The sequence below is a fragment of the Nostoc sp. UIC 10630 genome (assembly GCF_010747425.1).
In the GTDB taxonomy this organism is placed as follows: Bacteria; Cyanobacteriota; Cyanobacteriia; order Cyanobacteriales; family Nostocaceae; genus Nostoc.
Window position 1 is genome coordinate 1 of record NZ_JAAGOG010000090.1, and the last position, 17,623, is coordinate 17,623.

The 17,623-nt window shown below is 40.5% G+C and carries 14 protein-coding genes and 2 pseudogenes; 5 read left to right on the forward strand and 11 right to left on the reverse strand.

Annotated elements, in window-relative coordinates; all coding sequences use genetic code 11:
• Positions 1–16: 16 nt before the first annotated feature.
• From G1O98_RS20225 to G1O98_RS20245, 5 genes and pseudogenes are all read right to left on the reverse strand, one after another.
• Positions 17–232, reverse strand: coding sequence for a hypothetical protein (locus G1O98_RS20225; RefSeq protein WP_243458490.1), 216 nt, complete (start codon positions 230–232; stop codon positions 17–19).
• A gap of 40 nt (positions 233–272) precedes the next feature.
• The gene (locus tag G1O98_RS41150; protein WP_163931013.1) at positions 273–2,564 is read right to left on the reverse strand and encodes a carotenoid oxygenase family protein; all 2,292 of its coding nucleotides are present in this window, start codon (positions 2,562–2,564) and stop codon (positions 273–275) included.
• Positions 2,565–2,751: 187 nt separating this feature from the next.
• Positions 2,752–4,187: pseudogene (locus tag G1O98_RS20235) on the reverse strand (carotenoid oxygenase family protein).
• A 59-nt stretch (positions 4,188–4,246) separates the two neighbouring features.
• On the reverse strand, positions 4,247–4,729 hold the full coding sequence (locus tag G1O98_RS20240; protein ID WP_163931015.1) for a TerB family tellurite resistance protein: 483 nt from the start codon (positions 4,727–4,729) through the stop codon (positions 4,247–4,249).
• A 497-nt stretch (positions 4,730–5,226) separates the two neighbouring features.
• Positions 5,227–5,505 carry a hypothetical protein gene (locus G1O98_RS20245; protein WP_243458491.1) on the reverse strand — a complete coding sequence of 93 codons (279 nt, stop codon included), beginning with the start codon at positions 5,503–5,505 and terminating at the stop codon, positions 5,227–5,229.
• 158 nt (positions 5,506–5,663) lie between these two features.
• On the opposite strand from G1O98_RS20245, the gene G1O98_RS20250 reads away from it, so the two are divergent.
• Positions 5,664–6,185 (forward strand): hypothetical protein, encoded by a 522-nt coding sequence (locus G1O98_RS20250; RefSeq protein WP_163931017.1) that lies wholly within the window; start codon positions 5,664–5,666, stop codon positions 6,183–6,185.
• Between the two features lie 60 nt (positions 6,186–6,245).
• Here G1O98_RS20250 and G1O98_RS20255 read toward each other — a convergent pair whose 3' ends face one another.
• Entirely contained in the window at positions 6,246–6,413 is a 168-nt protein-coding gene (locus G1O98_RS20255; RefSeq protein ID WP_163931011.1) for a hypothetical protein, read from the reverse strand.
• A 541-nt stretch (positions 6,414–6,954) separates the two neighbouring features.
• Between G1O98_RS20255 and G1O98_RS20260 the strand changes: the two genes are divergently transcribed.
• Entirely contained in the window at positions 6,955–8,508 is a 1,554-nt protein-coding gene (locus tag G1O98_RS20260; protein ID WP_163931019.1) for a hypothetical protein, read from the forward strand.
• Positions 8,509–8,567: 59 nt separating this feature from the next.
• Here G1O98_RS20260 and G1O98_RS20265 read toward each other — a convergent pair whose 3' ends face one another.
• The 4 genes from G1O98_RS20265 to G1O98_RS20280 form a co-directional block, all read right to left on the reverse strand.
• The gene (locus G1O98_RS20265) at positions 8,568–10,055 is read right to left on the reverse strand and encodes a tetratricopeptide repeat protein (RefSeq protein WP_163931021.1); all 1,488 of its coding nucleotides are present in this window, start codon (positions 10,053–10,055) and stop codon (positions 8,568–8,570) included.
• 13 nt (positions 10,056–10,068) lie between these two features.
• Positions 10,069–11,052 (reverse strand): caspase family protein, encoded by a 984-nt coding sequence (locus G1O98_RS20270; protein WP_163931023.1) that lies wholly within the window; start codon positions 11,050–11,052, stop codon positions 10,069–10,071.
• Positions 11,053–11,364: 312 nt separating this feature from the next.
• Complete coding sequence (locus G1O98_RS20275) at positions 11,365–13,005, reverse strand: hypothetical protein (RefSeq protein WP_163931025.1); 1,641 nt, start codon at positions 13,003–13,005, stop codon at positions 11,365–11,367.
• A 161-nt stretch (positions 13,006–13,166) separates the two neighbouring features.
• Positions 13,167–13,343, reverse strand: coding sequence for a hypothetical protein (locus tag G1O98_RS20280; protein WP_163931027.1), 177 nt, complete (start codon positions 13,341–13,343; stop codon positions 13,167–13,169).
• A 113-nt stretch (positions 13,344–13,456) separates the two neighbouring features.
• On the opposite strand from G1O98_RS20280, the gene G1O98_RS20285 reads away from it, so the two are divergent.
• Positions 13,457–13,609, forward strand: a complete 153-nt coding sequence (locus tag G1O98_RS20285; protein WP_163931029.1) for a hypothetical protein — start codon at positions 13,457–13,459, stop codon at positions 13,607–13,609.
• Positions 13,610–13,951: 342 nt separating this feature from the next.
• Here the strand turns inward: G1O98_RS20285 and G1O98_RS20290 are convergent, their stop codons facing one another.
• Positions 13,952–15,706 (reverse strand): heme peroxidase family protein, encoded by a 1,755-nt coding sequence (locus tag G1O98_RS20290; RefSeq protein WP_163931032.1) that lies wholly within the window; start codon positions 15,704–15,706, stop codon positions 13,952–13,954.
• Positions 15,707–16,075: 369 nt separating this feature from the next.
• Here G1O98_RS20290 and G1O98_RS20295 point away from each other — a divergent pair.
• A pseudogene (locus G1O98_RS20295) lies at positions 16,076–17,056 on the forward strand (IS630 family transposase).
• 253 nt (positions 17,057–17,309) lie between these two features.
• Positions 17,310–17,516, forward strand: a complete 207-nt coding sequence (locus G1O98_RS20300; protein ID WP_163931034.1) for a hypothetical protein — start codon at positions 17,310–17,312, stop codon at positions 17,514–17,516.
• Positions 17,517–17,623: the final 107 nt, after the last annotated feature.

Here is a 17,623-nt window from a genome sequence, read left to right on the forward strand (position 1 = left end):
AAAGTCAGTGATCGCGCTACTCCTCCCGCTCAATCAACACCCCATCAACAACTGCAATCCCCCACTGCGGAAACTTCGCCAGCAACTTCTTGATCACAATCTGCAAAGCAGGGTCATCATTCCAGCATTCCTGCAAAAAGTCAAACCCCGGATTCTGCCCCGAATTCGCCGCAAGTTTGAGTTTCTGCATCCGCTTCGGTCGCATATTTGACAAAAGCAACAATCGCCTCATGCGACCACTTTTCAGCGCTGGGGGCTAGCAGGCTTGTCAGTTAAGCCATTGCAACAGAAGAAATCCAGGAAGCATGAAAACCGTAAGGAACGCGCTGTGGCATAATTACCCGCGCTATCGGTTCAGATGTGAAGTTTTGGGCATCAATAATCAGTAACTCAGACTGCTTGGCTACCGTATCCCAGACCATTGTTAGCAACCAACCATCGTCTTCAGCAGTTGCACCTGGACGAGATACAAAGGTAGTATCACCACCAAAGCGTCCTCGTCCAAATTCGTGTATCTGGGAGTTATTAGTTCCTAAGTCGTATTTGATTAAACCATCAAATAGAGGTTTTGGTTTCATGTATGGTGCTACTCGTGAAGTATAAATATAACGATTTTTGCGACCGAGAAATTGGTTGTTAATTTGAGGAAATTCTGAAGGAACATCATCTAAAACCTCTTGTTTGACTACACCCGTTACCAAGTTAATTCGCCAGCAAAATAATTTGAGAGTTTCCAAATCAAAATTTGTGATTTCACCACTATCACTATAAGAAGGAATTAATAAGTTGAAGTAGTCCATACGGCAGGCTATGAGTACAACCTCGTTCCCATTTTCATAAGCGTTGGCAGTGTGAATAACCATGCAACTTGGAACTTCAAACCAACGAATTGTTCTGTTATCTCCGTAGCGAGGTAAGATACCAATACGGCTTTTGCATTCTGGCTCAAATTTAATTGGTAACTGACCTGTTATTGATTGCATTGGTTTAAATAACAGGGGCATATCTAAAAAAATCGTATAATTTTCAGTGATGGCGAAATCATGTATCATCACTGGCACTGGTAGGTCAATAGGTACAGTTTGCTTTAGTTCACCATCTGCGGAAACAACACTGTATTCTAAATAAGGTGGAGCGATAGGTGCAAAACCATAAAACATCATTTCACCTGTTACCGGATCTACTTTTGGATGTGCAGTGAAGGTAGAAGCGAGTTTGTTGTTAAAAGTTTGTACCCCAAGGGTTTCTAAATCTGGAAGCTGGATAATATAAGGTGCGCCTGCTTCCCACAGAGCTAGTAACTGTCCGTTATGCCACACACAGGATGTATTGGCAGGATTTTTCATCATCAACCCGTATGGAGCATCAAACCGAGGAAGATTTAGCAACCCTGGCCAAACTGCTCTACCTAGACTTTGTTCTAACTCAAACCCTTGTGTGCGAATATAACGATTACGATAACTGGCACGACCATTGTTAATAGTTACTGCATGAAGCATTCCATCCCCATCAAACCAATGATACAGCCCAAGTGATTTAAATTGGGGGTTCGGCCCGTTACGCAGAAATGTTCCTTCTAATTCTTCAGGTAATTTGCCAATAACTGCTAAATTTTCAGCAAATATTTCTTGGTGTATTGGTGCGAAATTATCAGTTAAATATAGCTTTGATAATTCGTAATTAATTGCTTTGTTATTTTCGTTAACGCTAAAACGGCTTAAAACTTGGTAGGGAACACGAGTATAGTACCCAGAAACTAAAGCTGTTTGATTAACAACAGATGATTGCTCCATCTGAACTACGCTTGCCAGAAATTTGCTATTAAGCATCATGCTCATAAATCGGCGCTGTAGAGTCAGTTGGTAACTTGGGATATTCTCTACTTTTGCGTTGACAAGCTCTGCCAAAAGTTCCTTTTCCTGGCTATCTAATTCACCATCACTGTACAGCAACGCGTTCAGGACTTGATACAATTCCTGAAAATCTTTGTCTGAACTATTATCTTTTAAATAAGCTTGTAACCAGCCATAACATTCTTCCGGTTGTACTGGAAAATCTGGCGATAATAAGGATTTAATTTCTGGATCATCAGCTAACCCTTTCTCATTTGCCATAGATTGTAAAAATTCTTGTTCTCCTAGTTCGAGTTCTCCATCAATCCAGGCAATACCGATAAGAAGTTTTAATAACTGCTTATTATCTTTTGGCAGCTTTTGCTTAGTTGCAAGTAAAGTAGCTTTGGGAATTGGAATATCAAAATGCTCATTTTTTTTGGCATTGTTGCGAATGTTATTTTCGGTGCTGTACAAGATTTTGTTCAGATTAGGAGTTTTGACGACAATATATAAATCGGGGTTGCTTTCCCATATCTCATATTTACTTTGAAAATCTGCTTGAGAGTAAGTAATTTCAAAAATTCCATTACTATCAGTTTTTACTTGCCCTAAGTTATCACTTTTAAAAATATCTTTATCAAAGGCTTCAATAATTAAGTTAGGAATACCATTACCACTTTCGGCTTCATAAACTTTTCCAGTAATTTTAAATAAAGTAATATTCTGCATAATGTTTGAAATTGTAGCGATGATTTTGAATTTTCAGTTATTGAAAATATAAAACTTTTCTTACTAGCTAATAGCTCATACTGAATTCCTATTAACTATTACCGATTACCAATACCCGGAGTATGATAAGTGTGCAAAAGAGCTAGAAAGTATTTTATACAGAACTCGAAAATAAGAGAAATTTTATTTATGCAGACTTCCAAGTGCCGTGGAAACCAGGAGGAATGACACTCGGTAATCCCAGTTTACAGACGGGTTCTTCGTTTAAGCAATCGCTATCAAATACCCAAACTTCACTACTATGAGAATTGCCATCATATATCACGCTTAAAACCCAAGTTTGCTCAGAGTTTTGGGCATCTGATACAGGTAGTGGTTCAGAATTATAGAGATTTTCTTTCAAGTTGGCTTCTACAAGGGTTTCAGTTTGGTGATCGAAGCGGGCAATCGCGTTTAATAATTCTTGACCGATATCTATTCCTTCTCGAAATGAGGAAAAATATGTATACCTTGAGGGCTGTCCTACATTTTGCTGTGGTACAGTTGGTAGCTCACAATGTCGGTCTACAATTCGCTCAATGGTCGTCACATTGCCAGTTTGGGGCTGAATATGTATTCTTGTTAGTGAACTTTGAGCAGGGATATGAGTTTGCCCTGTTGGTACTTCCTTAAAATATTGGTTTACTTGAAAGTCTTCGTAACGAGCGATATCTACAATCAGTGAACCACTAGTATCTTGATAAGCGTTGACAAAATGCCACTGAAACCAAGCTTCAGCTTCACTACGACTTACTAGAGATAATGTCTGGCGATCAAAAACTAAAATTTGAGTTCCTATTTGAGGTCGCCACTCTAGAGCATCGCTGTAGTTTGTTCCTAGCAATACAGGCAAAAAATTTAGCCGTACTGGAGGAATACAAAACACTAGATATTGCCCGGCTAAAGCGAAATCATGCACTATTGGTATTCCATCAAGAGAATATACTGCTTTTTGAATAATTTTGCCAGTAGCATCACTTTTATAAATGTGTAGTTTGGCATTTAATCCTGGGGTGATACCAAAGTTAAAAATCTCTCCTGTTTTTCCATCGCGCTTATAGTGTGCGGAATAAGCTAATCCTTTAGTTAACCCTCCTAAGTCATCTTCGCCCCAAGTTTCTAAAGTTTGCAAATCCAATGCGTAGGGTTTACCAGCCTCCCACAATGCTAGAAGCTTATCTGAAAGTGCTATCACCGAAGTATTAGCGGCGTTTTTCACTGGTCTGAGCAATTGATTCCAAAAAGCTCCTGGTGCAGTCATACCATAATTACCGTAGAGCAGTTTAGCTGCTGTGGCTTCTTGTTTGTAGCCAGTAGTTTGCACGTAACGGTAAACTGCGGTAGCTCCTGCATCGGTAAAACGAACAGCAAGAATTGCTCCATTTCCATCAAACCAGTGTCCCATACGCTACGCATACCACCACGTTCTAACCGTGCGGGGCTATTACGGTATAGTGTCCCACGTAAACCATCGGGAATTTTGCCAGAAAGAATTGGCAGTTGTGTAAGAGGAAATTCTTTTCCAGGCTCGGCGATCGCACCAGCCCAAGCTTTCTTGGTTGATCCATTAGTGATTGTTTGCATATCAAATTAAAAAGAATAGCTACACCAATATTTCTGATCTAATCAGTAACACCAGATTGTTAGTAAGGACTTTTATCAGGATATAAGAGCTTTAGGCGTTGTTGCCGCAGAGATGATTCTTCTTCTTGTAGCTGCTCTAACTGTTCTACTATGTCTTCTTTTACCCCTAAAATAGCAGCCATTTTCCGAATTTTTGCCTTTTCCTCTTGATGATACCCTCTATCGGCAGCAGAAACCCAAATTGCAGATAAAAGTATATCTCTTTGTGCTATCGATACTTGAGGAGAACGAGCAATTACTTCTTCTATAGGTTCATCTGCTTTATATGTTTCTAGTTCTTCGATTACCGAATCTGCTACTCCCCAAGATGCACAGAATCCAATTGCCCAATTCTTTTCTTCTGGCGAAAGAACTCCATCTCCTTTGGCGCAACATAAAACAGCTTTCATATAAATGAGACTGTCTTCGTTTGTAGGAGTTTGGTTAAAACCAAAAAACCAATTCATTATCCAAGATGTAGCAATATTTTTAATGTCAGACATGAATTTTCTTTTTATTTACTAATTTTTCTAGGTTTTTTAATTAAGAGTTTAGACTTGAATATTCTCAATAACAGAGGAAAAATACAAGGACAGTTAAGACAGTTAAGGAACAATTTTTGGACAGTTAACAAAAAAATATCTTAATTTAAAAATTTTTTCCAGCAAGATACTTGATATTAAACATTTATCTACTATCAAATATAAATATTTAAATTGAGTTTTCTGCTAGATTTACTCTCCAACCCCAAACCACCGCATCATCTGTTACAACTCCATAACCTCTCCCCAAGAGTGTATAAACGACTTCACCTGACATTGCAATCACAATCCTCTCCTGCTTTGCCCACTCAAATCAAGCAATCACATTAGATTTTCTCTGTGCCGCCTCTGACTTTAGCGACAAATAGAACCTTTGGTGGCTTGATTCCCTTAGTTGTTCATAGTGCCTGTTTCAAAGCTAGCGATTGCATGAAGCATTGCTGTACTGGGCAATAGCGCTACCTCTCCCAATCAACCAATACCCCATCAACACACGCAATACCCCACTGCGGAAACTTCGCCAATAGTTTTTTAACGACAATTTGCAAAGCAGGATCATCATTCCAGCATTCATGCAAGAAGTCAAAACCCGGATTCTGCCCCGAATTCGCTGCCAATTTGAGTTTCTGCATACGTTCCGGGGGCATATTTCCCCTTGCAACAATCGCCTCATGCGACCATTTCTCAGGATTTGGCACAGGTGCGGCAGAACTTTCACCCTCATTCACCGTTTTCATTTCTCCACCTAAAGCTGAATTTGAAACAACATAGCAGAGTGATCCTGTTCTACTTGCCCTGGTGTTTGATTAGCGATCACCACTTGTCCCCACATCAACACTTCCCACGCTAAATGCTAAATTTTATTTAGCCACCCAGCAGGAGTTTTCTTTTTCTTATGTGGTTCTGGTCTGCCGATTCAGTAGAACAAGAATTATTTGATTTGTACGCTCCAGCCCTACGATCGCTCGGCGTAAATTTTAATGACGAGCAACTCCAGGACATTCTAGAAGCAGCAAGCTATGGTTTAGAAGATGCTTTCAGGAGCGCGATTGTTTATATGCTTTGGCTCGAAGAGAACCTGAAGCCGATCTACCCAACTGCGATACTAATCGAGGCACTTGCAAATCAATGGCGCACCAAGTACTGGAAACCGGAGTATTTAGAACTTGAACAATTGCTTTCCCCCGGAAAGCGCTGGTGGAGGGCAGCAGTCGATAAGTGGGGTTACGACGAGCGTAATCAACTGGTTGCAGATATATTTTACGACCACGGGCAGGAATTTATTAAGTTCCGAAACGGGAAAGAAATTCTAGTTGACACTGCTTATAAGTGGGGATGGGAGCGAGTCGCAGATTATGCGTCCCCGTTTTCAGAAAATAATCGGTCGCTTGGCAGTATCAATGCAAGGAAATCTTGATCTACATCTTCTGCATTATCCGGTCGCATATTTGACAAAAGCAATAATCGCCTCATGCGGTCATTTTTCAGGATTTGGCACAAGTGTGGCGGAACTTTGACCCTTATCAACTGCTTTGACTCCTACACCCGAAACTGAATTTTCAACTAACAACGAAGTGGGATTACCCTGTTCTACCTGCCCCTGTGTTTGATTAGCGTAGACGTAAAACAGCTTGTCACTAAACATTTATTTCAAACAGTCGTTACCGTACAAAACTTTTTGAGTGCCATTTGGAGCAAACCGGACACACCAACCCTGTGTTTTTACTTGCCAATAACGGAAAGCTATAGCTATCACAAATATAGTTACTGTCCTTAAAGTTGTGACCAGCAGAACTCGCCACTAACGAATTGGATTTTTTGCCAACATTTCTTATCTTCTCAATTAGTATCCCCAGCAAGTGGGAATAGCTGACCGAGCGCCTCACCTAGTTGAACTACTCGAAGACATCAAATTTCCATTCAATTAGTATCCCCAGCAAGTGGGAATCCAAAACTATTTCAAATATCCTCTTAGATAAGATTGCCATATACCAGTTTATATAAATTAATTTACTTACTTACTTACTTACAACTTCTTCATATTTTATTTTATGAACATATTAAAAATTACAAGCAGTTTAAGTATGATGGTATTAATCAAGAAACACTTGGCTTTAAAAACCTCAAATTCCTGCTGAGTGGGAATTATTAAATGTGCTTTTCTATTAGTATTGGGAGAAAAAACTATGGAAAGTAAAATATCCTTAAACAATGAACCAAAACAATTAGAATATGGTATAGCTTTAGAGAAAATTCCAACAGAACTACCATATCTTCGAGAAGAAGAACTGAAAAAACAGCTAAATGCCCTTTTAAAGCAGATTGAAGATAATTTGGCAAAGATAGACAATCAAAAACAACATCAAAATATGCCATCTGCACTAGAGGAATTTCTGCATTTCTTCCAAGAATATAACAACTATTTTCTAAATGAAGATGTAAAGGAAAATATCAAAGCAAGATATTCTAACAAACAGATGGCCTATGAACGTGTACTTTCAATAGCTTTAGAACATACTCGTTCTATGTGGAATACATTTAGCCAAGCGATAAATCAGCGTTATAATCCCGTTTATGAAGAGAGATTTAAAGATGCCGATCAACTTGCACACCAATTGCTTGAGAGGTCACAAAATCTTGTTGAAAAAGAGCCTATCATTTATTTTGACAAAATATTTCATATTACCCGTTACCCCTACCAGATATATCCTTTACTCGGTGTTCCATTTGATCGCTATGAACAAGATGGTCCATCAGCTATGGCTCATGAATTAGGGCATCATGTCTTTTGGAACACTGGCGATTTAGAGAAATATCGTACACGGATGCAGATTCTCAAGGAAGAAATTGCTAGTGCGATTTTTAGTAATCCCTTACCTCAAGTGAAGTTAGATAATCCCACTGAAACACAAGTAAATATCGAGTCGGTATTTGAAAAGTTTAACATTTGGATGCTTTGGGCAGAAGAGACATTTGCTGATATTTACGGCACGCTTTTAATCGGCCCATCCTATGCTAAACAAGCACAGGACTTTTTGGTTCGGGAAAATATTCGTACCAGAGAAGATTTAATTCAAAACGATGGTGAGCATCCCATGCCTGCGCTACGTCCTTTCATTTCGCTTGCAGTGTTAGATATTGTGGCTAAACAGGGGAATAACAACTTTAAAAAGACGCTTGAAGAACTGATTAATGTCTTAAAAGAACGTTGGAATGTTCACTGGCAAGAGAGTACACTAATTGAAAATTCAACACAGCAACATAATCCTCTGCTAACAGCTTCAGATATGAAGAACGATATCGAGACAATTGTAAACGGGATACTTAATGCTAAAATGTTTCCAGTAAAATCTCCGGACGAAAGCAAATATATCTCTCTAATAGAAAGTGTAGGTTATTGGGGAAATAACAGGACACAAGAAGACATCAACGAAATTGAAAACCTCATAAACCAGTGTAAGACGGATAAGCTCGATGAAGTCCCATCAGACCGTAATCATGAGTTTACCGCCAAGCCGATAGGTGCAGTTACACCTGGAACTAGTCCATTTGAACAACTACTGAAATTCGTTAGAGATGACAGAAAAAGACGAGAGGAAGTAGGGGAGAAATTGAGTAAAGATGAATGGGAGGATGTCCTATCTATCGAATTAATGCGAACTCATTATCATAGCCAGCCCGCTTTCCATGAGCATAAAATATGGCACAAGCATGATGGATTCAGTATTATCCAAGTGTAAATCATCCGCCTTAGTATAAATTGCCAAAGGGACTTGCGGAACAAAATTGAGGTTTCGATTTAATTACTTTGAAGCTTATTAAGATAGGACTTTGCTCCTTCATATCTAGCTCTCGAATTCTCAAGATTGACGTCATCTTCCATTTTGTGAAGGGCTTCGTTTAAGTTCTTTTGAGCTATATTTCTTATAGTCTCACTCTTCATGTCCTGTCTCCATCGAAAATAATCGGCTGTTCCCTGAGTTAGTAAGGGCATTGACCAATAGGATGTATTAAGCTTTAATAGCCCCATTTTATCTACATTTTGTAGACTTCCATTCTGCTCGGAATTGTAACGCACTATCTGTATAGTGGCAAGGCAGACTTTTGCTTGTGCTTGTATTTTTTGAGGCACCTCTGGACTATTAGCCTTTTGACAACTGGTTTCTGCATTTTGGAGATAAAGAACATTTTGATTAACACTTCCTAGCCATACCCAAATTTCTCCTAAAGATATATGAGACAGTTTAAATTTAGGTTCAAGTTGAATTGCTCTATTTAATGTTTTAATTGCAGGTTTAAAATCGGCTGGACTAACACTTTTATGTTCGTATGTTTTGTATACCTGATTCAAATAGGCAACGCCAAGATTATGATATAAGCCTGCTTGATTGGGCTGATTTTTAATTGCTTTTTGATATACTTCAATTGCTTCTGAATATTTACGAGTGAAAAGTAAATTATTGCCTTGAATTAGCTGTAGTAACGCCTTACTGCTGCTATTACTTGCAAAACCCGCAGCTATTGCGTCAAAAGTACTAGCGACATCAGCATAATCTCGATGTAAGTACTTACCCAAAGCCTCAGCAAGATTTAGAACTTGAGATTCACTAGGACTATGGAATAAAAGTGACTTAGGTTCGTAAACTTCTGGTGTGCCTTTTGCTATAAGTATTTCAAAGTTAACATCACTAAAATTTGTGTTTTGCGAACATCTCCCCCAAATCACCAGTTCAGCATTAATTTCTGCTCCCTGACTACGTGCAGTTGTTGTATCCTGAACTTCTTTTTGTAGTTTTTCAACAGAGATTTGTGGTTTTTTATTCAAAAATACTTTTTGCAGTTCTTTAACTAGTGTATTCTGTGCTTCTGGACAATTAGACATGACAGCCACAGCAATTTTAGTTGCTTCTGGTGGCACAACATCTCCTAGTTTTAGTGTCGGGTTTAGTTGTGGTCTGTCATTACCATTTGGCGGAGGTTTGAAGATCGCGAAAGTAATTGCACCCACACCCACTACTAAACCCACAATACTAACTTGCCATGCTCTAATATATGGTGTTCTTTTTACTTGAGAGGAAGGCGTAGAAATTGCTGGAGAATGCTTTTCTAATTCTCTTAATTTTTCCTTTAAAGTGTTATATTCCTGCTGAAGCCGTCGCTCATCTTTAATAATTTGTAACGGAATATCAGTTGCTTGAACATACTCTGCTTTTCGTTCTTCGATTAGCCGTAAATTTTTTTCATTTTCGGTAATTTGTTTACGTACAGACTCAATGCTATCTTTCATAGCTTATGTATGGTTAGGGAAAGGATGTTAAGCCTAGCTTCTGTTCCAAATCGGTAATTTTTGCTTCCAACTGGCGCTTACTTTTGATCAGCTGCAACGGTATCGCAGTAAAATCAACATACTCGCTCATGCGTTCCTCTATAAGCAGCAAATTTTCTCGATAATTGACTAGCATACGTTGCCATGTAGCCAACTGGGCAGCATTAACGCTACTCGTTTCCAAAGAATGACTGCTAATCCACTCTAGCGGTTGTACTTTTTTAGCTCCACCCGCATACCAGGCGATCGCAAAATTATCCTCTAAGTTGCTGACTTTGATGATAGGATGCTGTTTTTCATTAGTGCGTTCCGGCACCTTCCGTCCTGCCCAGAGTGCTAAATCTAACACTCGTGCGAAACCATCCTGCTCAAAAGCTCCATATCCTGCCAGTGCCTCCAAGACACTTGTTGTAAAAACGCTATAAGGATTTCCCGTCCAAGAGACTTCATCTTTACGTGACGAGGCAATTATTACTCTGCCACTATGTTTTTTCAGTTCATCAATGGTAGTTGGTGGCAATGGCGACTTCACAGCTCCTTTTATTTGTGCTTGTCCACCAGCATGACAACAGTCTAGCAGCACCAAAAGCTGGCGCGTCTGAATCGAACGCAACTTCTCACTGAATAACTGGCCAGAAATTGCCGTGCTTTCCAAATTTTTGATATCGTAACCAAACGGCATCAAATAGTAGTCGGGCGTTTCCAAACCGTGACCAGAAAAATAGACAATTGCTGTGGCATTGGGTTCGGCAGTGTTCGCTAACCAATCTAAGGAGGACAAGATCGACTCACGGTTAGCAGCGTCTTCAGTTAATAATCGCACCTGATTATGGGGATAAGCGCAACAAGCCGGATTATTCAAGAAATGAGCAATAGCAGTCGCATCATCAACCGTAACGGGTAAATCGGCACCTATACCAATGACAACGGCATATCCTTGATTAAACTTTTCACTCATAAACTTATCTCAGCTTTTCGCCCGTCTTTTCAAAAGCTTTGGTTAAAACTAGAGTAGCGTTCGCTACTGCTGTTAGCTAACCAGAATTCGCAGCATTAAAGTTTGTGACTAATGTGGTGTTTTTTACCACATATTTTGCCATGATATCAGAATGCTTCACGATTGATATCCAAATGGCAGTAAGAAAATCTGAAACACTTGCAGTTTAAGAAGTTTGTAATTACTTGCGTAACTCATCCCGGGGTTTGGTTATCAACGAGTTTCATATTATGACTAAACCCAGACGTGAATTTTGAAACTTTTGTAGAGTGTTTAATCTATCAGCTTTAATATATCTGTTAGTGCCGTTCCTGAGTAGTATTGAATATTGGGAGAATGAGTAACCTTACCCGCAACAAAGCCAATTTTCATTCCAGATGTATAAGTGACTCCGGCACGGGTAGTTTGTTCAATGCGAATTTCATACTCAACAGGTTGCCCTGGTTGAAGCCAAGAATCAAAGCGATCGCCCAAATTGATTTGATAAGCATCCGCCCAGTGAGGATAGGATCGATTTGGAACAAGTGGGTAAGATATCTCGCTGACTTTAGAATTGTTTTGAGACAAAATAATTGTCAATTTAACCATTTTTAACTCGCCCAAAAGCTTACCTTCATCTAGAAGAGTAAAATTGCGGGGATCGGGGAAGCGATCAAATCCTTTAAATTTAAAACGTCCTAAACGTTTAGGGTGAATGCCTCCAGTAACCACAATTTCGGTTTGGTTTTGCGAATTATTAAGTTTATATTCTAATGTGCCTGGAATATAAAATTGCAATTTCCCTGATTCAGTAATTTCAGCTTTTAGCAGAGGATCTCCTAAATCTTGTGGGCGTTTAACAGTTTGCCAAGACATTTTAAAAGAACTTTGGACGGTTTCTAATAAACGATAACTATCTCGGACATCCGAACCAGTACCAAGTAGACTTCGTAGACCCGTTTTGTTCGATAAATTTTTCTTAATCAGCCCAATGCTTCGATCGACTAACATACTAACGCGATTGCTATAACTAATCTGTTCTTGAGGAATTTCTGTACCCTTGACTAACAATACTTGACCGTAACTACCAAGTTGCCCATCTATACCGTTGCGTCCCGCTTGACCAATAAAGCCATTCTCACAAGTAAAATCTCTTTGCTGTGATAAACCAATATATTTCCAGCCATAACGGTAGTTTGGATCTAAAATTGCTAACTGGGGTTGATATTGTTGTTCGTCATAAAACGCATCACCCGAACAGCGAAATAACTCTCTTTTAATTTCTTTCCACTCGGCGTTAGCTACGTTGGTTTGTTGCGCCATCAATGCCCAAGTGCAATAGTTTACAGTCCAGCGCGGTTGAGTACAGTTACATCCACTACCTGCTTGTCCGCCCTTTCCTGCAATACCTGCCCTCCCACCCCGATTACGTAACACCACATTCTTGAGTTGAGATAATGACTCAAAGTAAACAGTAGCATTACCACCATTACCGCCATCACCACCATTACCGCCATTACCACCATTACCACCATTACCACCGCATACATTTACTGTCACATTCTGCGGCTGTTGACATCCAGAAGCTTGTTCACCAGAAATAGCAGATTCTCCTGCTTCGCCATCTGTACCGGAGAGGTCAATCGTTTGTAGTTGTTCGCTAGCGCGAATTATTTGATCTGATGTAGAGTTCCCATCTCGTCCAGACCGACCATCTATACCATGTCTACCATCTTGGCCAAAAGTTTGTACTTCAGCAGCAACAACATTGACAGCTAAACTGTTAACGATTGTTGCCAGAAGGCATACTTTGAGAATGTACTGAAGCGGCTGATTAATATTCAGACAAGTCAAATAAATTAAATAAAACTTTTGATATAGCAATCCTAAATGAGTTACGAACTGGGGTTTGAGTTGGGTAAAACCAGTCATCATTGCTTTGTCGGGTACTTTATTTAAAGGGTTTATTCAGATTTGAGCTTTTACATAGCTTTCAGACAGCCTTTGAAAAAATGCTCAAGGATAAATCAAAATTTTGCATGTAAAAATCAGGCTTTCACGCTTTTGCGTTCTTTATATAGTCGTAGTCATTATAATTAAGACGCTACTTGCTTGATTGGGGTTTCCATCGCATCACGGCTTTGCCCTTTATGTCCTGGTTCAACTTGCCCAAGCCTCAACAAGACAGCAGGGCGCACACCTGCCAAAATCTCATCTTGATACTCTGATAAGCCATGCTTATGAATCAGCGTTGTAAATTGCTCCAAATCCACGCTTTACCTGCCTGTCTTTGCTTTAGTTCGTTACTTAGCAAAATAACACTGCTGTTTCACTCTTTAACGATGCCTGAAGTTAAAGATTCCTAAAAGTATCAGACTTTTGAAATATGCAAGCCCCCCAATGCACACAAGCACCACCCCACTGTAGGAACTTCGGCAGCAGTTTCTTGATCACAATCTGCTTTCGTCGGATCATCATTCCAGCACTCTTGCAAGAAGTCAAACCCTGGATTGTCGCCCGAATTCGCCGCAACGCGTGAGTTTCTGCATCCGCTCCGGTCGCATATTTGACCGCGCAACTATTGCTTCATGTGACCATTTTTCAGGATTTGGCACGGACGCGGCGGAACCTTCACCCTCATCACCCCTGCAACAATTGCATAAAAATATGCAGCCGCAGTTTCAACAATAGAAGTGATGGTTAATTTATCCAGTAGAGAAGCGATCGCTATAATTAATCCCTAACCACAAGATTGATTATTACAAGACTAGGGGTAGGATGTAGGGTGTAGAGAACGGAAGCAAGTCTTACTACACCCCACACTCTTTGGAGTGGAGCAATGATCAATGTCAAGGTTGTTTTGTGACAAGCTCTAAGATGACTATGCTGGCAGCACTCCGGCAAACTTCAGGAAATCATTAATCACGCGAATTTCGCCACCATTTGGGAGCTTGACACCTTTGGAGGGATTCCAAACACGATTATGATCGCGCTCACGGTCGTGGTCATGGTTATGGTCTCGCTCACGGTCGCGCTCACGGCCATGGTCATGGACTGGCTCACGTTCGTAGAAGTATGAGGATGGATCATTCTTAATTAGGCCGATGATGGTTTCAGCAACAATGCGGCTACCAACTTCACCCAGAGAGTCGCCTTTTGCACGAACTTCGGATTCCTTAAGGATGTAATACCATGCTGGAGTCTTTTCTAGAAAAGGTTCAAGGGCTTCATTCAAGTTTGCTGAATTGCCTTGTTTAAGCTCCTCAACTGTCAATTTTTTGATACCTAGTTTGTCAGCTAGGCTCTGTCCGGTGGGAATACTGAGGAAATATCCACGTAGTAGGTTCCGTTTAGCAAGGTGCCTTAAAAGTTTTTGAATAGGATCTTCTCCACCGCTACCTTCATTAATTAGGTCTGACAAAGGAAATGCAAGATGCGTGTCGATTTTCCGCGCAGAATTTCTCTGCCTTTTGGCAGCGCTTTCTTTGTTAACAAAGCGATCCCATTCAATAATCCAGTTAAAAGGCAGAGTATTGGATGGGCCAGGGCCATTCTCTCCCCCGCCTAGATCGCGTTTTCCTGTAAAGGTAAACAGTAAAAAGAACGTTGCGTCCGTCAATGCTCCCGGTTGGTCTGTAAAATTCCGGTTGTAATCATAAGCAGCACGCACCATACTGTGTCCAAAACGGTAAGCTGCAACGGAGAATTCTAGGGGCATGAAAAGATTTCCATTGCGGGGATGGTAGAATTTCAGCCCATCACGAAGGATGCTGTCCACTGTCCCTCTTGCAGTCACGGTTTTAAGGAAATCATTGACGACAAGCCACTGGTAGTGCCAACGAACCAGAGTCTGCGCCCGAAGAAATAGTCTTTTATTGTCTTGGGCATTCTTCGGTTCGTTCTTCCGCACCCAGTCCACTACTGCGTTGTGGAAACGTAGGAAAGCAGTGTGGAATTGTGCCACGATCAGATTTTCGTCGTTGCGACTGTCGCCGATCGTAGCTATTTTGTTATTGCGTGGCAGGTCGCGCGATAAATCCTCAACTGGCGGAATTTTGCTTCCAGGAACTGGCTCGCCTTTAGCATTTTGTTCAGCATTTTGCCCAACTTTCAGTTTTACCGGGTCGTCTTCTCGATAAAAGTCTTTTGCTTCGGTGGGGTTTTTAGGGTTTAGAGTTGGTCCATCACCATAGACACTATCAAGATCGAAGGTGGGGCGACGCAAATTCTTGAGGTTATCGGTTACGAAGTCGGGTGACAGAGGCGTGAAATCGTCTTTGGTAATATCGGTTTTGAGGTCTGTGACAGCCCGATCTGTATTGGCAGTAATATCATGGTCGATAAACTGTCCCCAGTAAGTATAAACTGGAGGTATTGTTGAGTTAGTATCTTCAGACTCAGGGTCTTGTCTGTCAATTATTGCCTCACCTAGCTTTTTGAGTTTGTCAATAACATCTTGGTTGTTGTCTGCCGGAAGTAGACTGTTTGGATCTTTGGCAATATCTGGGAAGAGGTAATCGAAATCTGTCTCCACATCAATTGCCTGAGTCGTTGTTGGACGTAAGGCAATTCTCTGTTGCACGGTATCTTCCTTGATATATCCGCCGTGGCTAAATTCAAAAGGGAGATTTTGCATTGTTTTTTCTTTAGTTAGATTCCTGTTTTCTTTTTTCCTTAGAATAATTTGCAGGTTACTACACCCCATGCCCTACACGCTCGCTCTTTTTCCACATACCGTGAAAAGTTAGATAAGCTGTAGGGCTACTGCACGATCTCGGATTGTCGCCATGAATAAGATGATTGTCATTGTATTAAATAGCTCTAAGTGCAACTGATTCAGCATCAGAATGCTTATACCTTCAACCAGACAGTACATGATTTCTTAATGCGTAATGAAGCGTTACATCATAAGCAATGCCTTCAAAATAAGTAGAACGAGGTGGAAAAACCAAACTGTGTAAAAATAAGTAAATACATATAATGTGTCTACAAAGGTAACAGAGATATGGGCAGCCGTTTAAGGGTCTTTCTGACCAGAGAACAAGATAAAACTCTTTTCAACTTGAGAACGGCAGATGTACCCCAGAAAGTGAAAGACAGGGCAGAAGTGATTAGATTGAGCGCAAATGGTTGGTACGTAGAGAAAATAGCGGCTCACTTTAATTGGACTGCACAAACAGTGCGAGAAGTTTTGCATAGATGGGAAAAGCTAGGGGTGGAGGGGCTTTGGGAAAAAGCAGGGCGTGGAGGGAAACAGAAGTGGGCGGAAGGTGACATAGTTTTTTTAGAAGAATGTTTGAAGAAAGAACCACGTACATATAACAGCGTCCAATTAGCCCAAAAGTTAGAACAAGAACGTTTAATTAAATTAAGTCCTGACTGGTTAAGACAGGTACTAAAAAAAAGGGGATCATCTGGAAGCGAACGAGGAAAAGCCATAAAGGAAAACAAGACCCGGTAGTACAAGAAATCAAACAGGCAGACGTAAGAATTGTTGGAATTGTCTGCTGCTGTTGGAGAAATAGATTTAAAGTATATGGATGAATCAGGCTTTTGTGCTTGGAGTGAACCGAGTTACAGCTATTACTTCCGAGGCGAACAAAAACGTTTAGAACAAAGCAAGCGTCGAGGTCGAAGGTTAAGTATTATTGGCTTTCTTCAACCGTTAATTAGTTTCGTTTACGGTCTGGTAATTGGAGGCGTTTCACGCAAATCTTATATTCAGATGATGGAGATTGAAGCAGCCCAAGCCCAAAAGTGTGGACGTATCAGAGTCATAGTGCAGGATAACGGGCCAATACATCGGTGCAAAGAAGTACGGCAATTATGGTCAAAGTGGGAAGACATGGGTTTGTACATCTTTTTTCTACCCAAATATTGTTCTGAGATGAATCCAATTGAATTAGAGTGGCAACACCTCAAAAAAGATGAACTAGCCTCTAAAACTTTTGAGGATGAGTACTACCATTGCTTATGCTGTCATTGATGGAATTCAAACAAGAGGAGAAAAGGGAAGCTACAGTACACAACGTGTAAGATTTAACTCTACCTTTTCTGCTTAATTCTTTGTTACATAGTTATAAATTTTCTCCACGGCTTACTAAAACCTGAAGCCGATCTACCCGACTGCGATACTAATTGAGGCACTCGCAAATCAATGGCGCACCAAATACTGGAAACCGGAGTATTTAGAACTTGAACAGTTGCTTTCCCCCGGAAAACGCTGGTGGAGGGCAGCAGTGGATAAGTGGGGTTACGACGAGCGTAATCAACTGGTTGCAGACATATTTTACGATCACGGGCAGGAATTTATTAAGTTCCGAAATGGTAAAGAAATTCTAGTTGATACTGCTTATAAGTGGGGATGGGAGCGAGTCGCAGATTATGCGTCCCCGTTTTCAGAAAGTAATTCGTCCTTGCGCGGTATCAATGCAAGGGAATCTTGATCTACACCTTCTGCACAAGAGTAGACAAGCACTATCAAGCAGCAATCGCTTTAGCTGCACATATTCTGAGGCAGTGTGATTTTTATCTCACCCAATCAACCAATACC

Excerpts from the sequence above, each read along its gene's own strand:
- G1O98_RS20260 (WP_163931019.1), top strand. The coding sequence starts at position 6,955 with ATGGAAAGTAAAATATCCTTAAACAATGAACCAAAACAATTAGAATAT.
- G1O98_RS20290 (WP_163931032.1), bottom strand. The coding sequence starts at position 15,706 with ATGCAAAATCTCCCTTTTGAATTTAGCCACGGCGGATATATCAAGGAA.
- G1O98_RS20255 (WP_163931011.1), bottom strand. The coding sequence starts at position 6,413 with ATGTTTAGTGACAAGCTGTTTTACGTCTACGCTAATCAAACACAGGGG.
- G1O98_RS20275 (WP_163931025.1), bottom strand. The coding sequence starts at position 13,005 with ATGATGACTGGTTTTACCCAACTCAAACCCCAGTTCGTAACTCATTTA.
- G1O98_RS20225 (WP_243458490.1), bottom strand. The coding sequence starts at position 232 with ATGAGGCGATTGTTGCTTTTGTCAAATATGCGACCGAAGCGGATGCAG.
- G1O98_RS20270 (WP_163931023.1), bottom strand. The coding sequence starts at position 11,052 with ATGAGTGAAAAGTTTAATCAAGGATATGCCGTTGTCATTGGTATAGGT.
- G1O98_RS20265 (WP_163931021.1), bottom strand. The coding sequence starts at position 10,055 with ATGAAAGATAGCATTGAGTCTGTACGTAAACAAATTACCGAAAATGAA.
- G1O98_RS20240 (WP_163931015.1), bottom strand. The coding sequence starts at position 4,729 with ATGTCTGACATTAAAAATATTGCTACATCTTGGATAATGAATTGGTTT.
- G1O98_RS41150 (WP_163931013.1), bottom strand. The coding sequence starts at position 2,564 with ATGCAGAATATTACTTTATTTAAAATTACTGGAAAAGTTTATGAAGCC.
- G1O98_RS20250 (WP_163931017.1), top strand. The coding sequence starts at position 5,664 with ATGTGGTTCTGGTCTGCCGATTCAGTAGAACAAGAATTATTTGATTTG.
- G1O98_RS20245 (WP_243458491.1), bottom strand. The coding sequence starts at position 5,505 with ATGAAAACGGTGAATGAGGGTGAAAGTTCTGCCGCACCTGTGCCAAAT.
- G1O98_RS20285 (WP_163931029.1), top strand. The coding sequence starts at position 13,457 with ATGCAAGCCCCCCAATGCACACAAGCACCACCCCACTGTAGGAACTTC.